Below are 16,743 nucleotides of genomic sequence, written 5' to 3'. Positions count from 1 at the left end.
CCGGCGACCAGCACGGCGGGGAGAGCGACCCGGGCGCTCATCGCGGCAGCACGGCCCGCAGCACCCGGATCGTGTTGCCGCCCATGATCGCCGCGACCTCCGCGTCGTCGTACCCCCGGTCGCGGAGCCTCCTGGGTGATCGCAGCGAGCCTCCGTGGTGTCCCAGCCGGTGGTGGTCGCGCCGTCGAAGTCGCTGCCGAGCGCGGCGGCCCGGAGGCCGCCCACCTGCACCACGTGGTCGATCGCGTCGACGACGGCCTTGGTGGTGAGGTCGCACACGGCCGCGTCCCAGTAGCCGACGCCGACGACCCCGCCGGTGGCGGCGACGCCGCGGATCTCCTCGTCGGTGAGGTTGCGGTTGACGTCGCAGGTGGCCTGCACGCCGCCGTGGGAGAGGACGAGCGGCTTGGTCGCCAGGCCGAGCATGTCGGCGACGGCGCGGTGGCTGGCGTGGGCGATGTCGACGACGATGCCGCGCCGCTCCATCTCGGTGAAGACGCGGCGGCCGAGGTCGGTCAGCCCGCCCTTCTTCTCGCCGTGCATCGAGCCCGCGACCTCGTTGTCGAAGAAGTGGGTGAAGCCGGCCATCCGCATCCCGGCGTCGTAGAGCCGGTCGAGGTTGTCGAAGTCGCCCTCGAGGTTCTGCAGCCCCTCGACCGAGAAGAGCGCACCGGTGACGCGCAGGCCGGCCTTGCGGTCGGTGAGGAGGCCGTCGAGGTCGGCCACGGAGCGGATCAGCCGCAGCCTCCCTTCGGAGTCCTTCGCCGCGCTCTCGAGCTTCTCGGCGTGGTAGAGCGAGCGCTCCAGCAGGGAGCGCCAGGTGCGAGGCGGCTGGAGCCTGGGCGATGGTGAGCAGGGTGATGTTGTCACCGGCGTCGGTCGGGTTGCTGTCGTAGTTCTGGCCCTTCGGCGACTTCGACACCGACGAGAACACCTGCAGGGCGACGTTGCCGTCCTCCAGGCGCGGCAGGTCCAGGTGACCCCGGCCCGAGCGGTCGAGGATGTCGCGGTCCCACATCAGGGTGTCGGCGTGCATGTCCACGATCGCCAGCGAGTCGTGCAGGCGCTGGGTCTCCGCCGTGACCGAGGGCAGGTCGGCGGGCTCGACCCGGTTGCGCATCGACTCGATCTTCGCCGGGGCGAAGGAGAAGAAGCCGACCGCGAGCACCAGCACCAGGCCGAGGAAGGACACCAGGGTGATCCGCACCCGGCGGCGGTTGATCCAGGCTCATCCGCGGACCGTACCGCGCCGCTCAGCCGCCGCGGCGAACCCTCACCAGCACGGCACGGCACAGGTCGGCGATCCGGTCGGCCAACGCGGCGGAGCCGGCCGCCTCCGCCGGGGTCGTCAGCCGCCGGTTGCCGCCGCAGACCAGCGCCTGGTCGCGGGCCGTCGCGACGCCCACCACCCGGACCGAGCCGGGGTCGGCCGCTCGCTCGGGGAGCGGCATGACCGGCTCGAGGCAGGAGAAGGCGGTGTCGTACCCAGGGGTGGGCAGCGCCGTGCACCGGGTGCCGTACGACGGCTGCCAGCGCCCCTTCGCGGCCGCGAGCACCCGCTGGTTGGCCCCGTCGAGCAGGGCCGCGGTGCGCTCCGCGGAGTCGGTGCCGGCGGCGTCGACGTCGGCCCGGGCGCCGACGGTGACGCTGACGACGACCCCGGAGGCGCCACCACCCCAGTAGCAGGACACGGTGGCCCGGCCACCGCTCGCCCCCTCGGCACCGCGGGCACCGGAGGAGTCAGCCCGGCTGGTGGCGTCGCTGCCGGCGAGGGCCGTGGCCGCGTCGTCCAGGCTCGCCGCAGAAGAGGTCGGTCCGGAAGGACACCGGCTCGGGAGCGGGGTCCTCGTGCAGGAGCAGCACGGCGGCGGTGATCCCGCCGGCGACGACGGCGAGGGCCGCGACGGTGGCAGCCACCCGTCGTACCCGGCGGCGGGTGCGGCCCGGCGGAGCGGGCTCCTCGGCGGGCGGTGGGGTGAGCGGTACCAGGCGGGGCAGCGCGGGCCCGACCACCGCGGCGAGCCCGGCCTCGGTCCACCAGGCTCGCGCCGTAGGCCCGGCGGGCGGCCCTGCCGAGCCCGGCGAGCAGGGCGGCCGCGTCGGCCGGCCGCTCGCCAGGGTCGACGGCGAGCGCCCGCAGCAGGACGGGGCGCAGGGCAGCGTCGACCCGGCGCAGTCGGCGCTTGTCGACGGCCGTGCCCGGCGGCACCGGCTGACCGGTGAGGAGCAGCACGAGCAGCGCCGCGGCGTCGCGTACGTCGCCCACGAGGCTCGCGTCCGCCACGACCCCGGTGTCCATCAGCCGGGCCCGTCCGTCGCTGTCGAGCAGCACCCGGGTCGGCCCGACGCCGCCGTGGGCGAGCCCGTGCTCGTGGACGTGGGCGAGCCCGATGAGCACGCCGCGGACGATGCCGAGCATCTGCCCCACGACCATCCGCTCCCCCGAGCCCATCACCTCGGCCAGGGTCGCCGCCTCCACCCACTCCGTGACCAGGTACGCCGCCGACGGCTCCCGTACCAGGCCCCGCACCGCGACGACGTGCTCCTCCTCCAGGTGCACCAGATCGGCCAGCCGGCTCGCGACGGACGCGCCCTCGGCGCGACTCATCCGGCGCAGCGCGACGACCTGGCCGGTCGCGATCTCCCGCGCCCGCAGCACCGGGCCGGACGGGTCCGCGCCGACCCGGGCGAGCACCTCGAACCCGGTGACCCGGGGGGCCACGTCATCGGTCGCGCGCTCCACGCCTCCGAGGGTCCCGCAGCCGGCGCCGGCGCGGGGCACAATGCCGCAAATCGCGAGGGCTGCGGCAGACTTGATGCCCATGACCGCCCGTGTGATCGTCCTCGCCGGCCCCTCGGGATCGGGGAAGTCGAGGCTCGCGGAGCGGCTGCACCGGGCGCACGGCTGGCCCACCCTGCGCCTCGACGACTTCTACCGCGACGGCGACGAGCCGGGTCTGCCGAGGATCGCCGAGGGCGCCAACGCCGGCCTCGTCGACTGGGACCACCCGGGCACCTGGCACCGTGAGGACGCGCTCGCCGCGCTGCGCTCGCTGTGCCGCACCGGTGCCGCGGACATCCCGGTCTACTCGATCTCCGAGAGCCGCCGCACCGGCTCGCAGCACCTCGACCTCGGCGGCGCACGGCGCTTCGCCGCGGAGGGCATCTTCGCCGCGGAGGTCGTCGAGGAGGCCCGGGCGCAGGGGCTGCTCGCGGCGGCGTACTGCATCACCCAGCATCCCGTCGTCACCTTCTGGCGCCGCCTCGCCCGCGACCTGCGCGAGCACCGCAAGCCCCCGCTCGTGCTGGTACGACGCGGCCTGGCCCTCGCCCGCGCCCAGCGCCAGGTGGTGCGCCGCGCGGTCGCCGTCGGTTGCCGGGTCGCGACCGGCGACCGGGCCTTCCGCGAGTCTCGCGACGGAGGACGACCATGCGGTGGCCCGCTGACCTCACCCCCGCCGCGCTGCGCCAGCCCGACCAGGCTGAGTCTGCGGCGCCGCGGCGGTCGTCGCCGCCCGGGTGCTGCTCACCGAGTGGCGGCCGGCGGACGCCGAGGACGAGATCCGCGAGGAGCACCGGCTGCTGACCTCCAGCCACAGCCCGCGCGACCGCTTCCAGATGCCCTGGCCGCGCCGGTTCGGCACGCCGCCGTGGGCGGTGGCCAACGCTCTGCGCGCCCTCACCGGCGAGCGGATCGCTGCCGTGCACGTGCGCCCGCGCGCCGAGATCGGCTACGACGTCCTGCGCGAGAACCTCGCCACCCGGCCGGTCGCGGTCTACGTCGGCACCCGCTGGCTGCCGCGCCACGTGGTGCTCGCCACGGGCACGGCCGGCGAGGCGATCGAGGTCTTCGACCCCGCCGCCGGGGCGGTGCTGACGATCGGCCGGGCCCGCTGGAGCGAGCACCGGCTCGGGCTCTCCGGCTGGGACTACGCCTGGTTCGTGGTCTGAGGGCTCAGGCCTGGCGCTCGGCGTACCACGGCTTGATGGTCTCGGTGATCAGCCGGTACCGCTCGTCGTAGGGCAGGAAGGCGGACTTCATCGCGTTGACGGTCAGCCACTCCATCTCCGCCCAGCCGTAGCCGACGTGCTCGTGGAGCAGGGCAAAGCTCCTTGCTCAGCGAGGTCCCGCTCATCAGCCGGTTGTCGGTGTTGACGGTGACCCGGAAGCGCAGCGACGCGAGCAGACTTGATCGGGTGCTCCTCGATGGAGTCGGCGGCGCCGGTCTGGACGTTGGACGAGGGGCACATCTCCAGTGGGATCCGCTTGTCCCGCACGTACGACGCGAGCCGGCCCAGGTGCGCCGTACCGCTCTCGTCGACCTCGATGTCGTCCACGATCCGCACGCCGTGGCCGAGCCGGTCCGCGCCGCAGAACTGCACCGCCTCCCAGATCGACGGCAGGCCGAAGCCCTCACCGGCGTGGATGGTGAAGTGCGAGTTCTCGCGCTGGAGGTACTCGAAGGCGTCGAGGAAGCGGGTGGGCGGGAAGCCCGCCTCCGGTCCGGCGATGTCGAAGCCGACCACCCCGCGGTCGCGCCACTCCATGGCCAGGCTCGGCGATCTCCATCGCCCGTGCGGCCTGGCGCATCGCCGTCAGCAGGTGGCGTACGACGATGCGGCCGCCGGAGGCCGCCATGCCCTCCTCGAAGCCCTGCTGGACGGCGGCGACGACGTCGGCCGAGTCCAACCCGCGCTCGACGTGCAGGCTCGGGCGCGTAGCGGATCTCGGCGTAGACCACCCCGTCGGCCGCCAGGTCCTCCGCGCACTCCCGGGCGACCCGGGTCAGCGCGGAGGGGGTCTGCATCACGCCGACCGTGTGCGCGAAGGTCTCCAGGTAGCGCTCGAGGGAGCCCGAGTCGGCCGCCTCCGTGAACCAGGTGCCGAGCGCGTCGGGATCCGTCGTGGGCGACTCGTGGTCCACCTCGGCCGCCAGGCTCCACGATCGTCGCCGGGCGCAGCCCGCCGTCGAGGTGGTCGTGCAGCAGGACCTTGGGGGCGGCCTTGATGTCGGCGAGAGTGAGCTCCATGCAGCAATCTTGCCGCAGGGAGACCAGCAGGCTCAGCCGACCCGGTCGAGCACCAGCGGACGGGGCTCGAACGCGGTGCCGGCCGGCTCCACGTCGTAGCCGCCCTCGAGGGAGGCGAGCGCACGGTCGAAGCGCTCCGGGGTGTCGGTGAGCAGCGTGAACAGCGGCTCCCCCGCCCGCACCTCGTCCCCCGGACGGGCGTGCCACACGACGCCGGCACCGGCCTGCACCGGGTCCTCCTTGCGCTCGCGGCCCGCGCCGAGGCGCCAGGCGGCGATGCCGACCGAGAGCGCGTCGAGCCGGGTCAGCACGCCGTCGCTCGGCGCGGCCACCACGTGGCTCTCCCTCGCGCCCGGCAGGCTCCGCGTCCGGGTCGCCGCCCTGGGCGCGGATCATCGCCTTCCACACGTCCATCGCCGAGCCGTCGGCGAGACTTCTCCGCGGGGTCCACGTCGTCGCGCCCGGCCGCGGCGAGCATCTCGCGGGCCAGGGCGAGGGTCAGACTCGACCACGTCGGCGGGACCGCCACCGGCCAGCACGTCGACCGACTCCTGGACCTCGATCGCGTTGCCCGCCGTACGGCCCAGCGGGGTCGCCATGTCGGTGAGCAGGGCGACCGTGCGCACGCCGGCGTCGGTGCCGAGCGCGACCATCACCTCGGCCAGGCTCACGCGCCTTGTCGATGTCCTTCATGAAGGCGCCGCTGCCGACCTTGACGTCCAGCACCAGCGCGCCGGTGCCCTCGGCGATCTTCTTGCTCATGATCGACGACGCGATGAGCGGGATCGCCTCCACCGTGCCGGTCACGTCGCGCAGGGCGTAGAGCCTTCTTGTCGGCCGGCGCGAGCCCGTCGCCCGCCGCGCAGATCACCGCGCCGACGCTCTCCAGGCTGCGCGAGCATCTCCTCGTTCGACAGCTTGCGCCCGCCAGCCGGGGATCGACTCCAGGCTTTGTCCAGCGTCCCGCCGGTGTGGCCCAGGCCGCGTCCGGACAGCCTGCGGCACCGCCACCCCGCAGGCCGCGACGAGCGGCGCCAGCGGCAGCGTGATCTTGTCGCCCACGCCGCCCGTGGAGTGCTTGTCGCTGGTCACCCGGGAGAGCCCGGAGAAGTCCATCCGCTCCCCCGAGGCGATCATCGCGGCGGTCCAGTCGGCGATCTCGCGCCGGTCCATCCCGTTGAGCAGGATCGCCATCGCGAGGGAGGACATCTGCTCGTCCGCCACCACCCCGCGGGTGTAGGCGCCGACCATCCAGTCGATCTGGCTCGTGGACAGGGTGCCGCGGTCCCGCTTGGCGAGGATGACCTCGACGGCGTCGTGGAGTTCAGCCATGCACGAACCCTAGGGCGTCGGGTCAACGCCTCCTCAGGCGCGGTCGAGGTCCCCGGCGCCGAACGCCTGCGGCAGCACCTCGTCCATCGTGCGCACGCCCAGCGGGGTGAGCACCTGCAGCGTGGGGCCGCCGTTCTCCCACAGCAGGCTGGCGGCAGCGCCCGCACGGCATGATCACCGCGCCGGAGCCGTTGACGCACACGAAGTGGGTCAGCCGGCCGCCGCCGGTGGCGTGCAGGCTGGGAGACCAGCCCGCACTCGGCGCAGAGCGTGACGCCGTACGCCGCGTTCTCGACGTTGCACCCCACGACCAGCCGGCCGTCGTCGGCGAGAGCGGCGGCGCCCACCCGGTAGGAGGAGTACGGCGCATAGGCCCGCTCCGCGATCTCGATCGCCGCACGCTGCAGGGACTCCCAGTCGGCCACCCGGTCAACCTAGGGCATCGCGGCAACTCTCCGCGAGGCGCGAGGATCGTCGGCGAACGGTGGCCGCGGGAAGAAATGTCCCAAGTTGGTAACCGTTTCTCCGAAGGTGCTTCCCGTCGAGCGGGCTGTGGGTGAGGATGCACCGAGCACCACCGCCATCCCCCTGCCCTGCTCGACGCCGGGCGCTGATCTGGAGGACATTAGTGAAGACTTGGAAGAGGACGTCCGCGGCGATCGCCGTTGCCCTGACGGCGAGCGCGAGCCTGGCGGCTTGCGGCGACGCACCTGACGAGAAGAGCGCGAAGAAGATCGACTTCCTGCCCTGCATCGTCTCCGACGCCGGCGGGTTCGACGACAAGTCGTTCAACCAAACTCACCTACGAGGGTGTCATCGAGGCGGCGAAGGAGCCTGAACTCCGACTACAAGTCGGTCCAGTCCAAGACCGACCAGGACTACGCCCCCAACCTCGAGGGCCTCGTCAGCGCCGGCTGCGACCTCATCGTGACGGTCGGCTTCGCGCTGTCCGCCGCGACCGTCGCCTCGGCGAAGGCGAACCCGGACATCGAGTACGTCCTGATCGACGACGCCGCCGACAACGACTTCGACGGCAAGAAGGACGCCGACAACATCAAGCCGATCCTCTACGACACGGCCCAGGCCGCGTTCCTGGCCGGCTACGCCGCGGCGGACTACACCAAGACCAATGTCGTCGGCACCTACGGCGGCCAGCCCTTCCCGACCGTCACCATCTTCATGGACGGCTTCAAGCAGGGCGTGGACTACTACGCCAAGGAGAAGGGCAAGAAGGTCAAGGCTCGTCGGCTGGGAGGGCAACGACAAGGGCGTCTTCACCGGTGGCTTCGACGCCAACGAGAAGGCGACCAACACCGCCAAGCAGATCCTCGACCAGAACGCCGACGTGATCCTGCCGGTCGGTGGCCCGATCTACCAGGGCGCGCTGACCGCCATCGCCGACTCCGGCAAGGACGTCGCGATGGTCGGTGTGGACGCGGACTTCTTCGAGACGGACCCGAAGACCAAGGACCTCGTCCTGACCTCGATCCTGAAGAACATGAAGACCTCCACCATCGAGGCCGTCAAGGCCGCCGGTGAGGACAAGTTCGACGCCGAGGCCTACATCGGCACCCTGGAGAACGACGGTGTCGGCCTGGCGCCGTTCCACAACTTCCAGAGCAAGGTGTCCCCGTCGCTGCAGGGCGAGACTCGACAAGGTGAAGGCCGGCATCATCGACGGCTCGATCCCGGTGAGCCTCCTACCTCAACAAGAAGTAGCACCCGGCGCACGCATCCGGGGGAGGTCGGCCTCGCGCCGACCTCCCCCGGACTGTGTTTCCCGGACCCGTACGACGCGGGTGCCCGGCCGTGTTCACGGCACGTTCACTGGCATCCGCCCACCCCGCTCGGAGAGGATCGCCTCCATGACGCTCGAACTCAGGGGCATCACCAAGCGCTTCGGCACGCTGGTCGCCAACGACCGGATCTCGCTCACCGTCAACGAGGGCGAGATCCTCGCCCTCCTGGGCGAGAACGGCGCCGGCAAGTCCACGCTGATGAACGTGCTCTACGGCCTGTACCAGGCCGACGAGGGCGAGATCCTCCTCGACGGCGCGGAGCCTGAAGATGTCCGGCCCCGGCGACGCGATGGCCGCCGGCATCGGCATGGTGCACCAGCACTTCATGCTCATCCCCGTCTTCACCGTCGCCGAGAACGTCATGCTCGGCAACGAGGCCACCGGCTTCGCCGGCACCCTCGACATCGACGCGGCCCGCGAGCGGGTCCGCGAGATCTCCGCGCGCTTCGGCTTCGACGTCGACCCGGACGCGGTCGTGGAGACCCTCCCCGTCGGCGTGCAGCAGCGGGTCGAGATCATCAAGGCGCTCTCCCGGGACGCCCGCGTCCTGGTCTTCGACGAGCCCACCGCGGTGCTGACGCCGCAGGAGACCGACGAGTCTCATGGAGATCATGCGCCGGCTCCGTGCGTCGGGCACCGCCATCGTCTTCATCAGCCACAAGGCTGCGCGAGGTCCGCGCGATCGCCGACCGGATCACCGTGATCCGCCGCGGTGCGGTCGTGGGCGAGGCCTCCCCCACCGCGACCAACGCCGAGCCTGGCCGCGCTCATGGTCGGCCGTCCGGTCGAGTCGACGGTCCACAAGGACCCCGCGAAGCCGGGGGCCGACGCGCTCGTCGTCCGTGACCTGCGGGTGCTCGATGACACGGGGCACGTCCACCTCGACGGCATCAGGCTTCAGCATCGCCGCGGGCGAGGTGCTCGGCGTGGCGGGCGTGCAGGGCAACGGCCAGACCGAGACTCACCGAGGCCGTCCTCGGCCTGCAGTCGCACGTCAAGGGCACCATCGAGCTCGACGGCCACGAGCCTGGTCGGCAGGTCGGTGCGCAAGGTGCTCGACGCGGGCGTCGGCTTCGTCCCTGAGGACCGCCAGGTCGACGGCCTGGTCAGCAACTTCACCATCGCCGAGAACCTCATGCTCAACCGCAGCCACGGCGCGCCGTTCGTCGGCCTCGGCACGGTGCGCACGGGCGTGCTGGAGAGGTTCGCGGAGGAGAAGCTCGTCGAGTACGACGTACGCGCCTCAGGCATCCAGGCCACCGCCGGCCAGCCTCTCCGGCGGCAACCAGCAGAAGGTCGTCGTCGCCCGCGAGCTCTCCCGCGACCTGCGCCTGCTCGTCGCGGCGCAGCCCACCCGCGGCGTGGACGTGGGCTCCATCGAGTTCATCCACAAGCAGATCGTGGCGACCCGCGACAGCGGTGTCCCAGTGCTGCTGGTCTCGACCGAGCCTGGACGAGATCGTCGCCCTGTCCGACCGGATCATGGTGCTCTACCGAGGAGAGGTGGTCGGCATCGTGCCCGCGGACACGCCCCGGGAGACCCTGGGCCTGATGATGGCCGGCGAGCGGCCGGAAGGAGTCGTGGCGTGAGCGAGGAGACGCAGACCGTGCCCGAGCCGGGGAGCCCGGAGACGCCCGAGGACCAGCGCCGCGATCCCGCCGCCTGGCGCGGGGTGATGCGGGAGATCGCCGCGGGCAACGCGATGGTGTCGCTGCTCTCGGTGCTGCTGGCCTTCCTGGTCGGCTCGATCATGATCCTGGCGACCGACGAGAACGTCCGCTCCGCGGCCAGCCTACATCGGCGCCCGGCCCAGCGACTTCTTCTCGGCGGTGCAGGAGTCGATCAGCGGTGCCTACTCCGCACTTTTCCGGGGCGCGATCTACAACACCCAGGTCGATGCCTTCGAGACCCGGATCCGGCCGCTGACCGAGACCCTGAAGTTCTCCGGCCCGCTCATCCTGGCCGGCCTCGGGGTCGGCCTGGCCTTCCGCGCCGGGCTGTTCAACATCGGTGGCCGCGGCCAGATGCTCCTCGCCGGCGCAGCCGCCGGCTGGGTCGGGGTCTCGGTCGACCTGCCGACGGTCCTGCACCTGCCCCTGGCGATCCTCGCCGGTGCCGTTGCCGGTGCCCTGTGGGCCGGCATCGCCGGCCTGCTCAAGGCCCGCACCGGCGCGCACGAGGTGATCGTCACGATCATGCTCAACTACGTCGGCTACTACCTCGTCTTCTACGCCCTGTCCCGGCAGGGCTGGCTGCAGGCGCCCGGGTCGGCCAACCCGAAGTCCGAGGCGATGCCGGACTCCGCGATCCTGCCGAGCCTGCTCGGCGACAAGTTCAACCTGCACTTCGGGTTCGTGCTGGCGCTGGTCGCGGTGGGCTTCACCTGGTGGCTGCTCAACAAGTCCGCGATGGGCTTCCGGTTCCGGGCCGTCGGTGAGAACCCCGACGCCGCGCGGGCCTCCGGCATCGACGTGGGCCGCACCTACACCCTGGTGATGATCATCGCGGGCGCGCTCGTCGGTCTCGCCGGCGTCAACCAGGTGCTCGGCACCGTCACCAGCGGCGTCACCGTCGACGTCGACGCCGGCATCGGCTTCGACGCGATCACCGTCGCCCTGCTCGGCCGCTCGCGGCCGCTCGGCATCCTGGCCGCCGGTCTGCTGTTCGGCGCGCTCAAGGCCGGCGGCTTCGCGATGGCCGCCTCCGAGGGCATCCCGGTCGAGATCGTGCTCGTCGTGCAGTCCCTCATCGTCCTGTTCATCGCCGCGCCACCCCTGGTCCGAGCGATCTTCCACCTTCCCAAGAAGGAGGCGACGGCGTGACCACCCTGACCGAGAAGACCCCGATGGTCCCGGCGCCCGACGCCCCGGCCGCGACCAACCGCGGCGCGCTCAAGGCGCCGATCGTGCTCGGGGTGGTGACCGTCCTGGTCGCGCTCCTGGCCGGCTTCAAGGGTCGCTCCGGCGACACCACCTTCCGCCTGGCGACCGACTCCGACTTCTTCGAGGCTCCCCGCGGTGACCGTCCCCTCCACCGCCGGGATCGCCTCGATGGTCGTGCTGCTGGCGATCTGCACCGCGGCCGCCGCCTTCCTCGTCAGCCGCGGGCGTCGTACGCCGGTGTGGCTGGTCGGGCTCTTCGCGGTGCTCGCGATGATCGGCTTCCTGTGCTGGGCCGCGGCCGGCGAGACCGTGCCGGTCATCGGCCTGCTCGGCGGCTCGATCGCGCTCGCCGTGCCCCTCGTCTTCGGGGCGCTCGGCGGCGTCCTCGGCGAGCGGGCGGGCGTCGTCAACATCGCCATCGACGGCCAGCCTGCTCTTCGGCGCCTTCGCCGCGGCCATGTTCGGCACGATCATCGGCTCGCCGTGGGGCGGCCTGGTCGCGGCGATGTGCGCCGGCGCCCTGGTCGCGCTGGTGCTCGGCTTCTTCGCGATCACCTACTTCGTCGACCAGGTCATCGTCGGCGTCGTGCTCAACGTGCTGGTGATCGGGCTGACGAGCCTTCCTCTTCGGCCAGGTGCTCACCGAGAACCCCGAGGGTCTCAACTCCCCGCCGCACTTCGAGCGGATCCCGATCCCGGTGCTCGGCGACATCCCGGTCATCGGTCCGGTGCTGTTCCGCCAGACCATCCTGGTCTACATCATGTACGCCGCCGTGGTGCTCGTCGCCTGGGCGCTCTACCGCACCAAGTGGGGCCTGCGCGTGCGCGCCGTCGGTGAGCACCCCAAGGCCGCCGACACGGTCGGCATCAAGGTCAACCGGACCCGCTACACCACCCTGCTCATCGCCGGCCTCATCGCGGGCGCGGGCGGTGCGACGTACACCCTGGTGTCGGTGCCGCAGTTCGGCGAGGAGATGACCGACGGTGCGGGCTACATCGCGCTCGCGGCCGTCATCTTCGGCCGCTGGGACCCGGTCCGGGCGACCCTGGCCGCCCTGCTCTTCGGCTTCGCGACGAACCTGTCCGGCGTGCTGTCGGTGCTCGGCTCCCCCGTGCCCAGCCAGTTCATGCTGATGCTGCCCTACGTCGTCACGATCATCGCCGTCGCCGGCCTGGTGGGGGCCTCGAGGGCGCCCGCGGCAGACGGGGTGCCGTACAAGAAGGGCTGACCCGCTCGGGGGCTCCGGTCCGTCGCGCCGCGGTGCAGATCAGCCGGCCGCGATCGCGGTCACCGCGACCCCGGCGAGCATCTTCGCGCCGAACCCGATCGCCAGGCTCGTCGACCTCGAAGTCGCCCTGGTGCAGGTCGAAGCGCGCGCCGCCGGGGGTGCGGGTGCCGAGCCGGAACATCGAGCCGGGGACGATGCCGAGGTACCAGCCGAAGTCCTCCCCGCCGAGGCTCTGCTCCACCTCGGTGCGGTGGTGCGGGCCGAGCAGGTGGTCGGCGGTGGAGGCGACCATCGCGGTGCAGCGGGCGTCGTTCACGACCGGCGGGACACCCTGCAGGTAGTCCACGGTGGCGGTCACGCCGTAGGGCCGCACGATGTCGAGGACGGCCTCACGCACCACCGGCTCGCAGGCGGTCCAGGCGCCGGCCTCCAGGATCCGCACGGTGCCGCTCGCGACGCCGCGGTCGGGGATGACGTTGGCGGCCGAGCCGGCCTGGAGCATCCCCCACACCACGCTGACGCCGGCGCGGGGGTCCATCCGGCGGCTCAGCACCGCGGGCGACTTCGCTGGCGACCTTGGCGAGGGCGAAGGTCAGGTCGCCGGTCAGGTGGGGGCGCGAGGTGTGCCCCCCGTTGCCCTCCAGCCGTACGTCGATCCGGTCGGCCGCGCTCGTGATCGGCCCGGTGCGCAGGCCCACCGCCCCGACGTCGACGGACGGGTCGCAGTGCAGCGCGAAGATCCGGTCCACGCCCTCCAGGGCGCCGTGGCTGATCAGGTGCTGCGCGCCGCCGGGCATCACCTCCTCGGCGGGCTGGAAGAGCAGCCGGACCCGGCCGTGCAGCCGCCCCTGGCGGTGCAGACTCGTCGAGCGCGAGCGCCGCGCCCACCAGGGCGGAGACGTGCACGTCGTGGCCGCAGGAGTGCGCGACGCCGTCGTCCTGGCTGCGCCACTCGTCGGTCGTCAGGTCCTGCACGGGCAGTGCGTCCAGGTCCGCACGCAGCGCGATCCGCGGGCCGGCGTCGCCGAGGTCGGCGACCAGGCCGCTGCGCGGGGTGCGGGTGAGCCTCCAGCCGGTCCCGTCGAGACGCTCGACGACCCGCTCGATGGTGCCCTGCTCGTGCCAGGACAGACTCCGGGTGCTGGTGGAGCGTTCGACGCAGGCCGACCGAACTCGTCGTCGTACTTGTCGACGACGGAGGCGACGATCGCCAGCAGGTCGGGAGTGTCGGTCACGACTCCCAACCTACTCGCCGCCGGACGCCGCGCGGAGCCGGTCCGCCGCGGTGACGCCCGGTTAGGTTGGCATCGTGACGGAGAACGCACCCGCCCTGGTCGAGGAGCTCGACCGCCGCAAGGCGGCGATGGCCGCCGCTCCCGGTGACGCCGACGTCGAGCGGTCGTTCTGGCAGGCCGCGGCGCAGTCTGCGCGTGTGGTACCTCGTCAACCGCGGCACCCCCGACGCTCCCCTGCCGAGCGGCTTCGCCCAGCCCGGGATCGGCAACCTGCTCGGGGTCTACAGCACGCCCGAGCGGGCGGGCGCGGTCGCCGGGCCGGGCAGCACCTTCCTCGGCATGCCGATGCCGGAGGCGCTGGGCTGGCTGGCGTCCTTCGGCGAGCAGGGCGTCGCCGGGGTCGTGATGGACCACCCCGGCCCGTGGCTCGCGCTGGGCACGCTGTCCTACCTGGAGCGGTGGGTGCCCGCGGGCGGGGTCCAGGACGCCACCGACGCCTACCTCGCCGCGCCCGACGACGGCACCTACGCCGAGGTGGTCCGGCAGATCGCCGGCAGCCGGCTGTTCGTGGTGCTCGACCCGCAGGGCGACGGCAGCACGCCCACCAGCATCGTCAACCACCGCGACGAGCGCCTGCTGCTGGCCTTCTCCGACGCCGCCCGGCTCACCGCGTTCTACGACGGCAAGGCGGTCACCGCGCAGCAGCGGGCCGGTGCGGACCTGCTCCGGCTGGTCGGCGGCGGCTTCGACGTGCTGATCCTCGACCCGCAGCACCCGGCGTCGTTCGCCGCGACACCGGAGAGCATCCGGGCCGCGCTCGGCTGAGCGCGACCGGTCAGGCGTCGTAGGCCGCGAGGATGCGGTCCGCCGCGAGCGGGGCGGTGAGACTCGCCGTCCAGCACCGCGGCGCGGACCTCGTCCTGCACCGACCGCACGCCGGGGTGGTGGCGCAGCCGCTCGGCGAGCTCGTCGCGCACCAGGGCCCAGGTGAAGTCCAGGCTGCTGCTCGGCCCGCTTGCGCGCCAGCCCGGTCTCGCCGAGGTGCTCGCGGTGGGCCAGCACCGGTCCCAGACCTCGTCCACGCGCGTGCCGGTGAGCCCGGAGCAGGTCACCACGGGGGTGGCCCACTCGGCGTGCCCGCGGACCAGGCGCAGGGCGCCGGCCAGGCTCCCGGGCGGCGCCGCGCGCCTCCTGCTCACGGTCGCCGTCGGCCTTGTTGACCGCGATCACGTCGGCGAGCTCGAGGATGCCCTTCTTGATGCCCTGCAGCCTGGTCGCCGGTGCGGGCCAGGGTGAGGAAGAGGAAGGTGTCGACCATGCCGGCGACGGTGACCTCGGACTGGCCGACGCCGACGGTCTCGACCAGCACCACGTCGTACCCGGCCGCCTCGAGGACGTTCATCGCCTGGGTGGTCGCGCGGGCCACTCCCCCGAGCGTGCCGGCCGACGGCGAGGGCCGGATGAAGGCGTTCGGATCGGTGGAGAGCCTGGGCCATCCGGGTCTTGTCGCCGAGCACCGAGCCGCCGGTGCGCACCGACGACGGGTCCACGGCGAGCACGCCGACCTTGTGCCCGGCGGCGGTGAGTCGCCCGCCGAGCCCCTCGATGAAGGTGGACTTCCCGACCCCGGGCACGCCGGAGATCCCGACCCGCACCGCGGTCGGCCCGTCGTCGCCGGCGAGCGCGGTGAGGAGCTCGCGGGCGGCCGCCCGGTGGCGGGGTGCCGTCGACTCCACGAGGGTGATGGCGCGCGCCACCTGCGCGCGCCTCCCCTCGCGGATCCCGTCCAGCAGCCCCGCGACGTCCATCAGCGACCCATCAGTGGTCGAGGGCGGCGCGCAGGCTTGGCGAGGAGGTCGAGAGCCGACTCGGCGATGACCGTGCCCGGCAGGAAGACGGACGCGGCGCCCATCTCCTTCAGGGTCGGTACGTCGTCGGGCGGGATCACACCCCCGATGACGACCATGATGTCGTCACGCCCCTGCTCGGCCAGCGCGTTCTTCAGCGCCGGGAGCAGGGCGAGGTGACCGGCGGCCAGCGAGTCGACACCGACGATGTGCACGTCGGCGTCGATCGCCTGCTGCGCGACCTCCTCGGGGGTGGAGAACAGCGGGCCCACGTCGACGTCGAAGCCCATGTCGGCGAAGGCCGAGACGACGACCTTCTGGCCGCGGTCGTGACCGTCCTGGCCCATCTTGGCGACCAGGATGCGCGGGCGGCGGCCCTCGGCCTCGGCGAACTCGTCGGTGGCCTGGCGCACCTGGCGGAGCAGGGTGTCACCGGCCTCGTTGGCCTCGTCGCGGTACACCCCGCTGATCGTACGGATCACCGCCTGGTGGCGGCCGTAGACCTTCTCCAGGGCGTCGGAGATCTCGCCGACGGTGGCCTTGGAGCGGGCGGCGGCGACGGCCGGGTCGAGCAGGTTGCCCTCGCCGGAGTCGGCGGAGCGGGTCAGCGCGTGCAGCGCGTCCTCGACGTCCGCGCTGTCGCGCTCGGCGCGCAGGCGCTCCAGGCTTGGCCACCTGCTGGCGGTAGACGTCGTCGTTGTCGACCTTGAGGACGTCCAGACTTTGTCCTCGACGGCCAGCCGGTAGGTGTTGACGCCGATGACCTTCTGCGCGCCGGAGTCGATCCGCGCCTGCGTGCGGGCAGCGGCCTCCTCGATGCGCATCTTCGGGATGCCCTGCTCGATCGCGGCGGCCATGCCGCCGGCGGCCTCGGCCTCCTGGATGTGCGCCCAGGCACGCTGCGCGAGGTCGTGGGTGAGCCTTCTCGACGTAGTAGGAGCCGGCCCAGGGGTCGATGGAGTACGTCGTGCCGCTCTCCTGCTGCAGCAGCAAGCTGGGTGTTGCGCGCGATCCGGGCGGAGAAGTCCGTCGGCAGCGCGATCGCCTCGTCGAGGGCGTTGGTGTGCAGCGACTGGGTGTGGCCCTGGGTCGCGGCCATCGCCTCGATCGCGGTGCGCCCGACGTTGTTGAACACGTCCTGCGCGGTGAGTGACCAGCCGGAGGTCTGCGAGTGCGTGCGCAGCGAGAGCGACTTGGGGTTCTGCGGGTCGAACTGGCGCACCAGGCGCGACCACAGCGCCCGGGCCGCGCGCATCTTCGCGACCTCCATGTAGAAGTTCATGCCGATCGCCCAGAAGAAGGACAGCCGCGGCGCGAACTGGTCGATGGTCAGCCCCGACTCGAGCCCGGCGCGGATGTACTCCACGCCGTCGGCCAGCGTGTAGGC

Annotated in this window: 12 protein-coding genes and 11 pseudogenes; 10 read left to right on the top strand and 13 right to left on the bottom strand. The window is 72.5% G+C overall.

Annotated elements, in window-relative coordinates:
• Nucleotides 1–37 precede the first annotated feature (37 nt).
• Together G5V59_RS30585 and G5V59_RS30580 are read right to left on the bottom strand one after the other, a co-directional pair.
• Complete coding sequence (locus G5V59_RS30585; RefSeq protein WP_278258971.1) at nucleotides 38–1,207, bottom strand: hypothetical protein; 1,170 nt, start codon at nucleotides 1,205–1,207, stop codon at nucleotides 38–40.
• A 141-nt stretch (nucleotides 1,208–1,348) separates the two neighbouring features.
• Complete coding sequence (locus tag G5V59_RS30580) at nucleotides 1,349–2,743, bottom strand: protein kinase (RefSeq protein WP_278258970.1); 1,395 nt, start codon at nucleotides 2,741–2,743, stop codon at nucleotides 1,349–1,351.
• 79 nt (nucleotides 2,744–2,822) lie between these two features.
• On the opposite strand from G5V59_RS30580, the gene G5V59_RS30575 reads away from it, so the two are divergent.
• A complete protein-coding gene (locus tag G5V59_RS30575) occupies nucleotides 2,823–4,022 on the top strand; it encodes an AAA family ATPase (RefSeq protein ID WP_278258969.1) in 1,200 nt (399 codons plus the stop codon).
• Here the strand turns inward: G5V59_RS30575 and G5V59_RS30570 are convergent.
• From G5V59_RS30570 to G5V59_RS30560, 3 pseudogenes are all read right to left on the bottom strand, one after another.
• Nucleotides 3,956–5,031, bottom strand: a pseudogene (locus G5V59_RS30570) (adenosine deaminase). The gene G5V59_RS30575 and the pseudogene G5V59_RS30570 overlap by 67 nt on opposite strands.
• Nucleotides 5,032–5,063: 32 nt before the next feature.
• Nucleotides 5,064–6,363, bottom strand: a pseudogene (locus G5V59_RS30565) (thymidine phosphorylase).
• A gap of 33 nt (nucleotides 6,364–6,396) precedes the next feature.
• Nucleotides 6,397–6,770, bottom strand: a pseudogene (locus tag G5V59_RS30560) (cytidine deaminase).
• A 221-nt stretch (nucleotides 6,771–6,991) separates the two neighbouring features.
• Here G5V59_RS30560 and G5V59_RS30555 point away from each other — a divergent pair.
• From G5V59_RS30555 to G5V59_RS30525, 7 genes and pseudogenes are all read left to right on the top strand, one after another.
• Nucleotides 6,992–7,201 carry a hypothetical protein gene (locus G5V59_RS30555; protein ID WP_278258968.1) on the top strand — a complete coding sequence of 70 codons (210 nt, stop codon included), beginning with the start codon at nucleotides 6,992–6,994 and terminating at the stop codon, nucleotides 7,199–7,201.
• A pseudogene (locus G5V59_RS30550) lies at nucleotides 7,174–7,515 on the top strand (BMP family ABC transporter substrate-binding protein); the annotation flags it as partial. The gene G5V59_RS30555 and the pseudogene G5V59_RS30550, both read left to right, overlap by 28 nt.
• Nucleotides 7,493–7,933 (top strand): annotated as a pseudogene (locus G5V59_RS30545) (BMP family ABC transporter substrate-binding protein); the annotation flags it as partial. The pseudogenes G5V59_RS30550 and G5V59_RS30545, both read left to right, overlap by 23 nt.
• Nucleotides 7,934–8,228: 295 nt before the next feature.
• Nucleotides 8,229–9,752: pseudogene (locus G5V59_RS30540) on the top strand (ABC transporter ATP-binding protein).
• Nucleotides 9,753–9,992: 240 nt separating this feature from the next.
• Nucleotides 9,993–10,985, top strand: coding sequence for an ABC transporter permease (locus G5V59_RS30535; protein WP_278258967.1), 993 nt, complete (start codon nucleotides 9,993–9,995; stop codon nucleotides 10,983–10,985).
• 517 nt (nucleotides 10,986–11,502) lie between these two features.
• Nucleotides 11,503–11,883 (top strand): hypothetical protein, encoded by a 381-nt coding sequence (locus G5V59_RS30530; protein ID WP_278258966.1) that lies wholly within the window; start codon nucleotides 11,503–11,505, stop codon nucleotides 11,881–11,883.
• Entirely contained in the window at nucleotides 11,774–12,274 is a 501-nt protein-coding gene (locus tag G5V59_RS30525; protein ID WP_278258965.1) for an ABC transporter permease, read from the top strand. Before G5V59_RS30530 ends, G5V59_RS30525 begins: the two co-directional genes overlap by 110 nt.
• Here the strand turns inward: G5V59_RS30525 and G5V59_RS30520 are convergent.
• The 4 genes and pseudogenes from G5V59_RS30520 to G5V59_RS30505 all read right to left on the bottom strand — a co-directional run bounded on the left by G5V59_RS30520 (nucleotide 12,201) and on the right by G5V59_RS30505 (nucleotide 13,509).
• Complete coding sequence (locus G5V59_RS30520) at nucleotides 12,201–12,812, bottom strand: M20/M25/M40 family metallo-hydrolase (protein WP_278258964.1); 612 nt, start codon at nucleotides 12,810–12,812, stop codon at nucleotides 12,201–12,203. The two genes, G5V59_RS30525 and G5V59_RS30520, sit on opposite strands and share 74 nt — an antisense overlap.
• Before the next feature lie 172 nt (nucleotides 12,813–12,984).
• Nucleotides 12,985–13,074 (bottom strand): annotated as a pseudogene (locus G5V59_RS30515) (hypothetical protein); the annotation flags it as partial.
• 121 nt (nucleotides 13,075–13,195) lie between these two features.
• A pseudogene (locus G5V59_RS30510) lies at nucleotides 13,196–13,249 on the bottom strand (hypothetical protein); the annotation flags it as partial.
• Nucleotides 13,237–13,509 (bottom strand): hypothetical protein, encoded by a 273-nt coding sequence (locus tag G5V59_RS30505; RefSeq protein WP_278258963.1) that lies wholly within the window; start codon nucleotides 13,507–13,509, stop codon nucleotides 13,237–13,239. The pseudogene G5V59_RS30510 and the gene G5V59_RS30505, both read right to left, overlap by 13 nt.
• 195 nt (nucleotides 13,510–13,704) lie before the next feature.
• Here G5V59_RS30505 and G5V59_RS30500 point away from each other — a divergent pair, with 195 nt between their 5' ends.
• Both G5V59_RS30500 and G5V59_RS38060 read left to right on the top strand, forming a co-directional pair.
• Nucleotides 13,705–14,334 carry an SseB family protein gene (locus G5V59_RS30500; protein ID WP_278258962.1) on the top strand — a complete coding sequence of 210 codons (630 nt, stop codon included), beginning with the start codon at nucleotides 13,705–13,707 and terminating at the stop codon, nucleotides 14,332–14,334.
• 56 nt (nucleotides 14,335–14,390) lie between these two features.
• Nucleotides 14,391–14,729: a hypothetical protein gene (locus tag G5V59_RS38060; protein ID WP_341351070.1), complete on the top strand. Its 339-nt coding sequence runs from the start codon at nucleotides 14,391–14,393 to the stop codon at nucleotides 14,727–14,729.
• Here the strand turns inward: G5V59_RS38060 and G5V59_RS38055 are convergent.
• The 4 genes and pseudogenes from G5V59_RS38055 to G5V59_RS30485 all read right to left on the bottom strand — a co-directional run.
• Nucleotides 14,705–14,971: a hypothetical protein gene (locus tag G5V59_RS38055; RefSeq protein WP_341351341.1), complete on the bottom strand. Its 267-nt coding sequence runs from the start codon at nucleotides 14,969–14,971 to the stop codon at nucleotides 14,705–14,707. The genes G5V59_RS38060 and G5V59_RS38055 overlap by 25 nt on opposite strands.
• Nucleotides 14,972–15,059: 88 nt before the next feature.
• Nucleotides 15,060–15,317, bottom strand: a pseudogene (locus G5V59_RS38050) (methylmalonyl Co-A mutase-associated GTPase MeaB); the annotation flags it as partial.
• A pseudogene (locus G5V59_RS30490) lies at nucleotides 15,317–16,219 on the bottom strand (methylmalonyl-CoA mutase family protein); the annotation flags it as partial. The pseudogenes G5V59_RS38050 and G5V59_RS30490, both read right to left, overlap by 1 nt.
• Nucleotides 16,220–16,410: 191 nt before the next feature.
• Nucleotides 16,411–16,722, bottom strand: a pseudogene (locus G5V59_RS30485) (methylmalonyl-CoA mutase family protein); the annotation flags it as partial.
• Between the last annotated feature and the right edge of the window lie 21 nt (nucleotides 16,723–16,743).

This window comes from Nocardioides convexus (genome assembly GCF_011090295.1).
The sequence above is the reverse complement of the archived record's forward strand: the minus strand, read 5'-3'. Positions and strand labels throughout refer to the sequence as shown.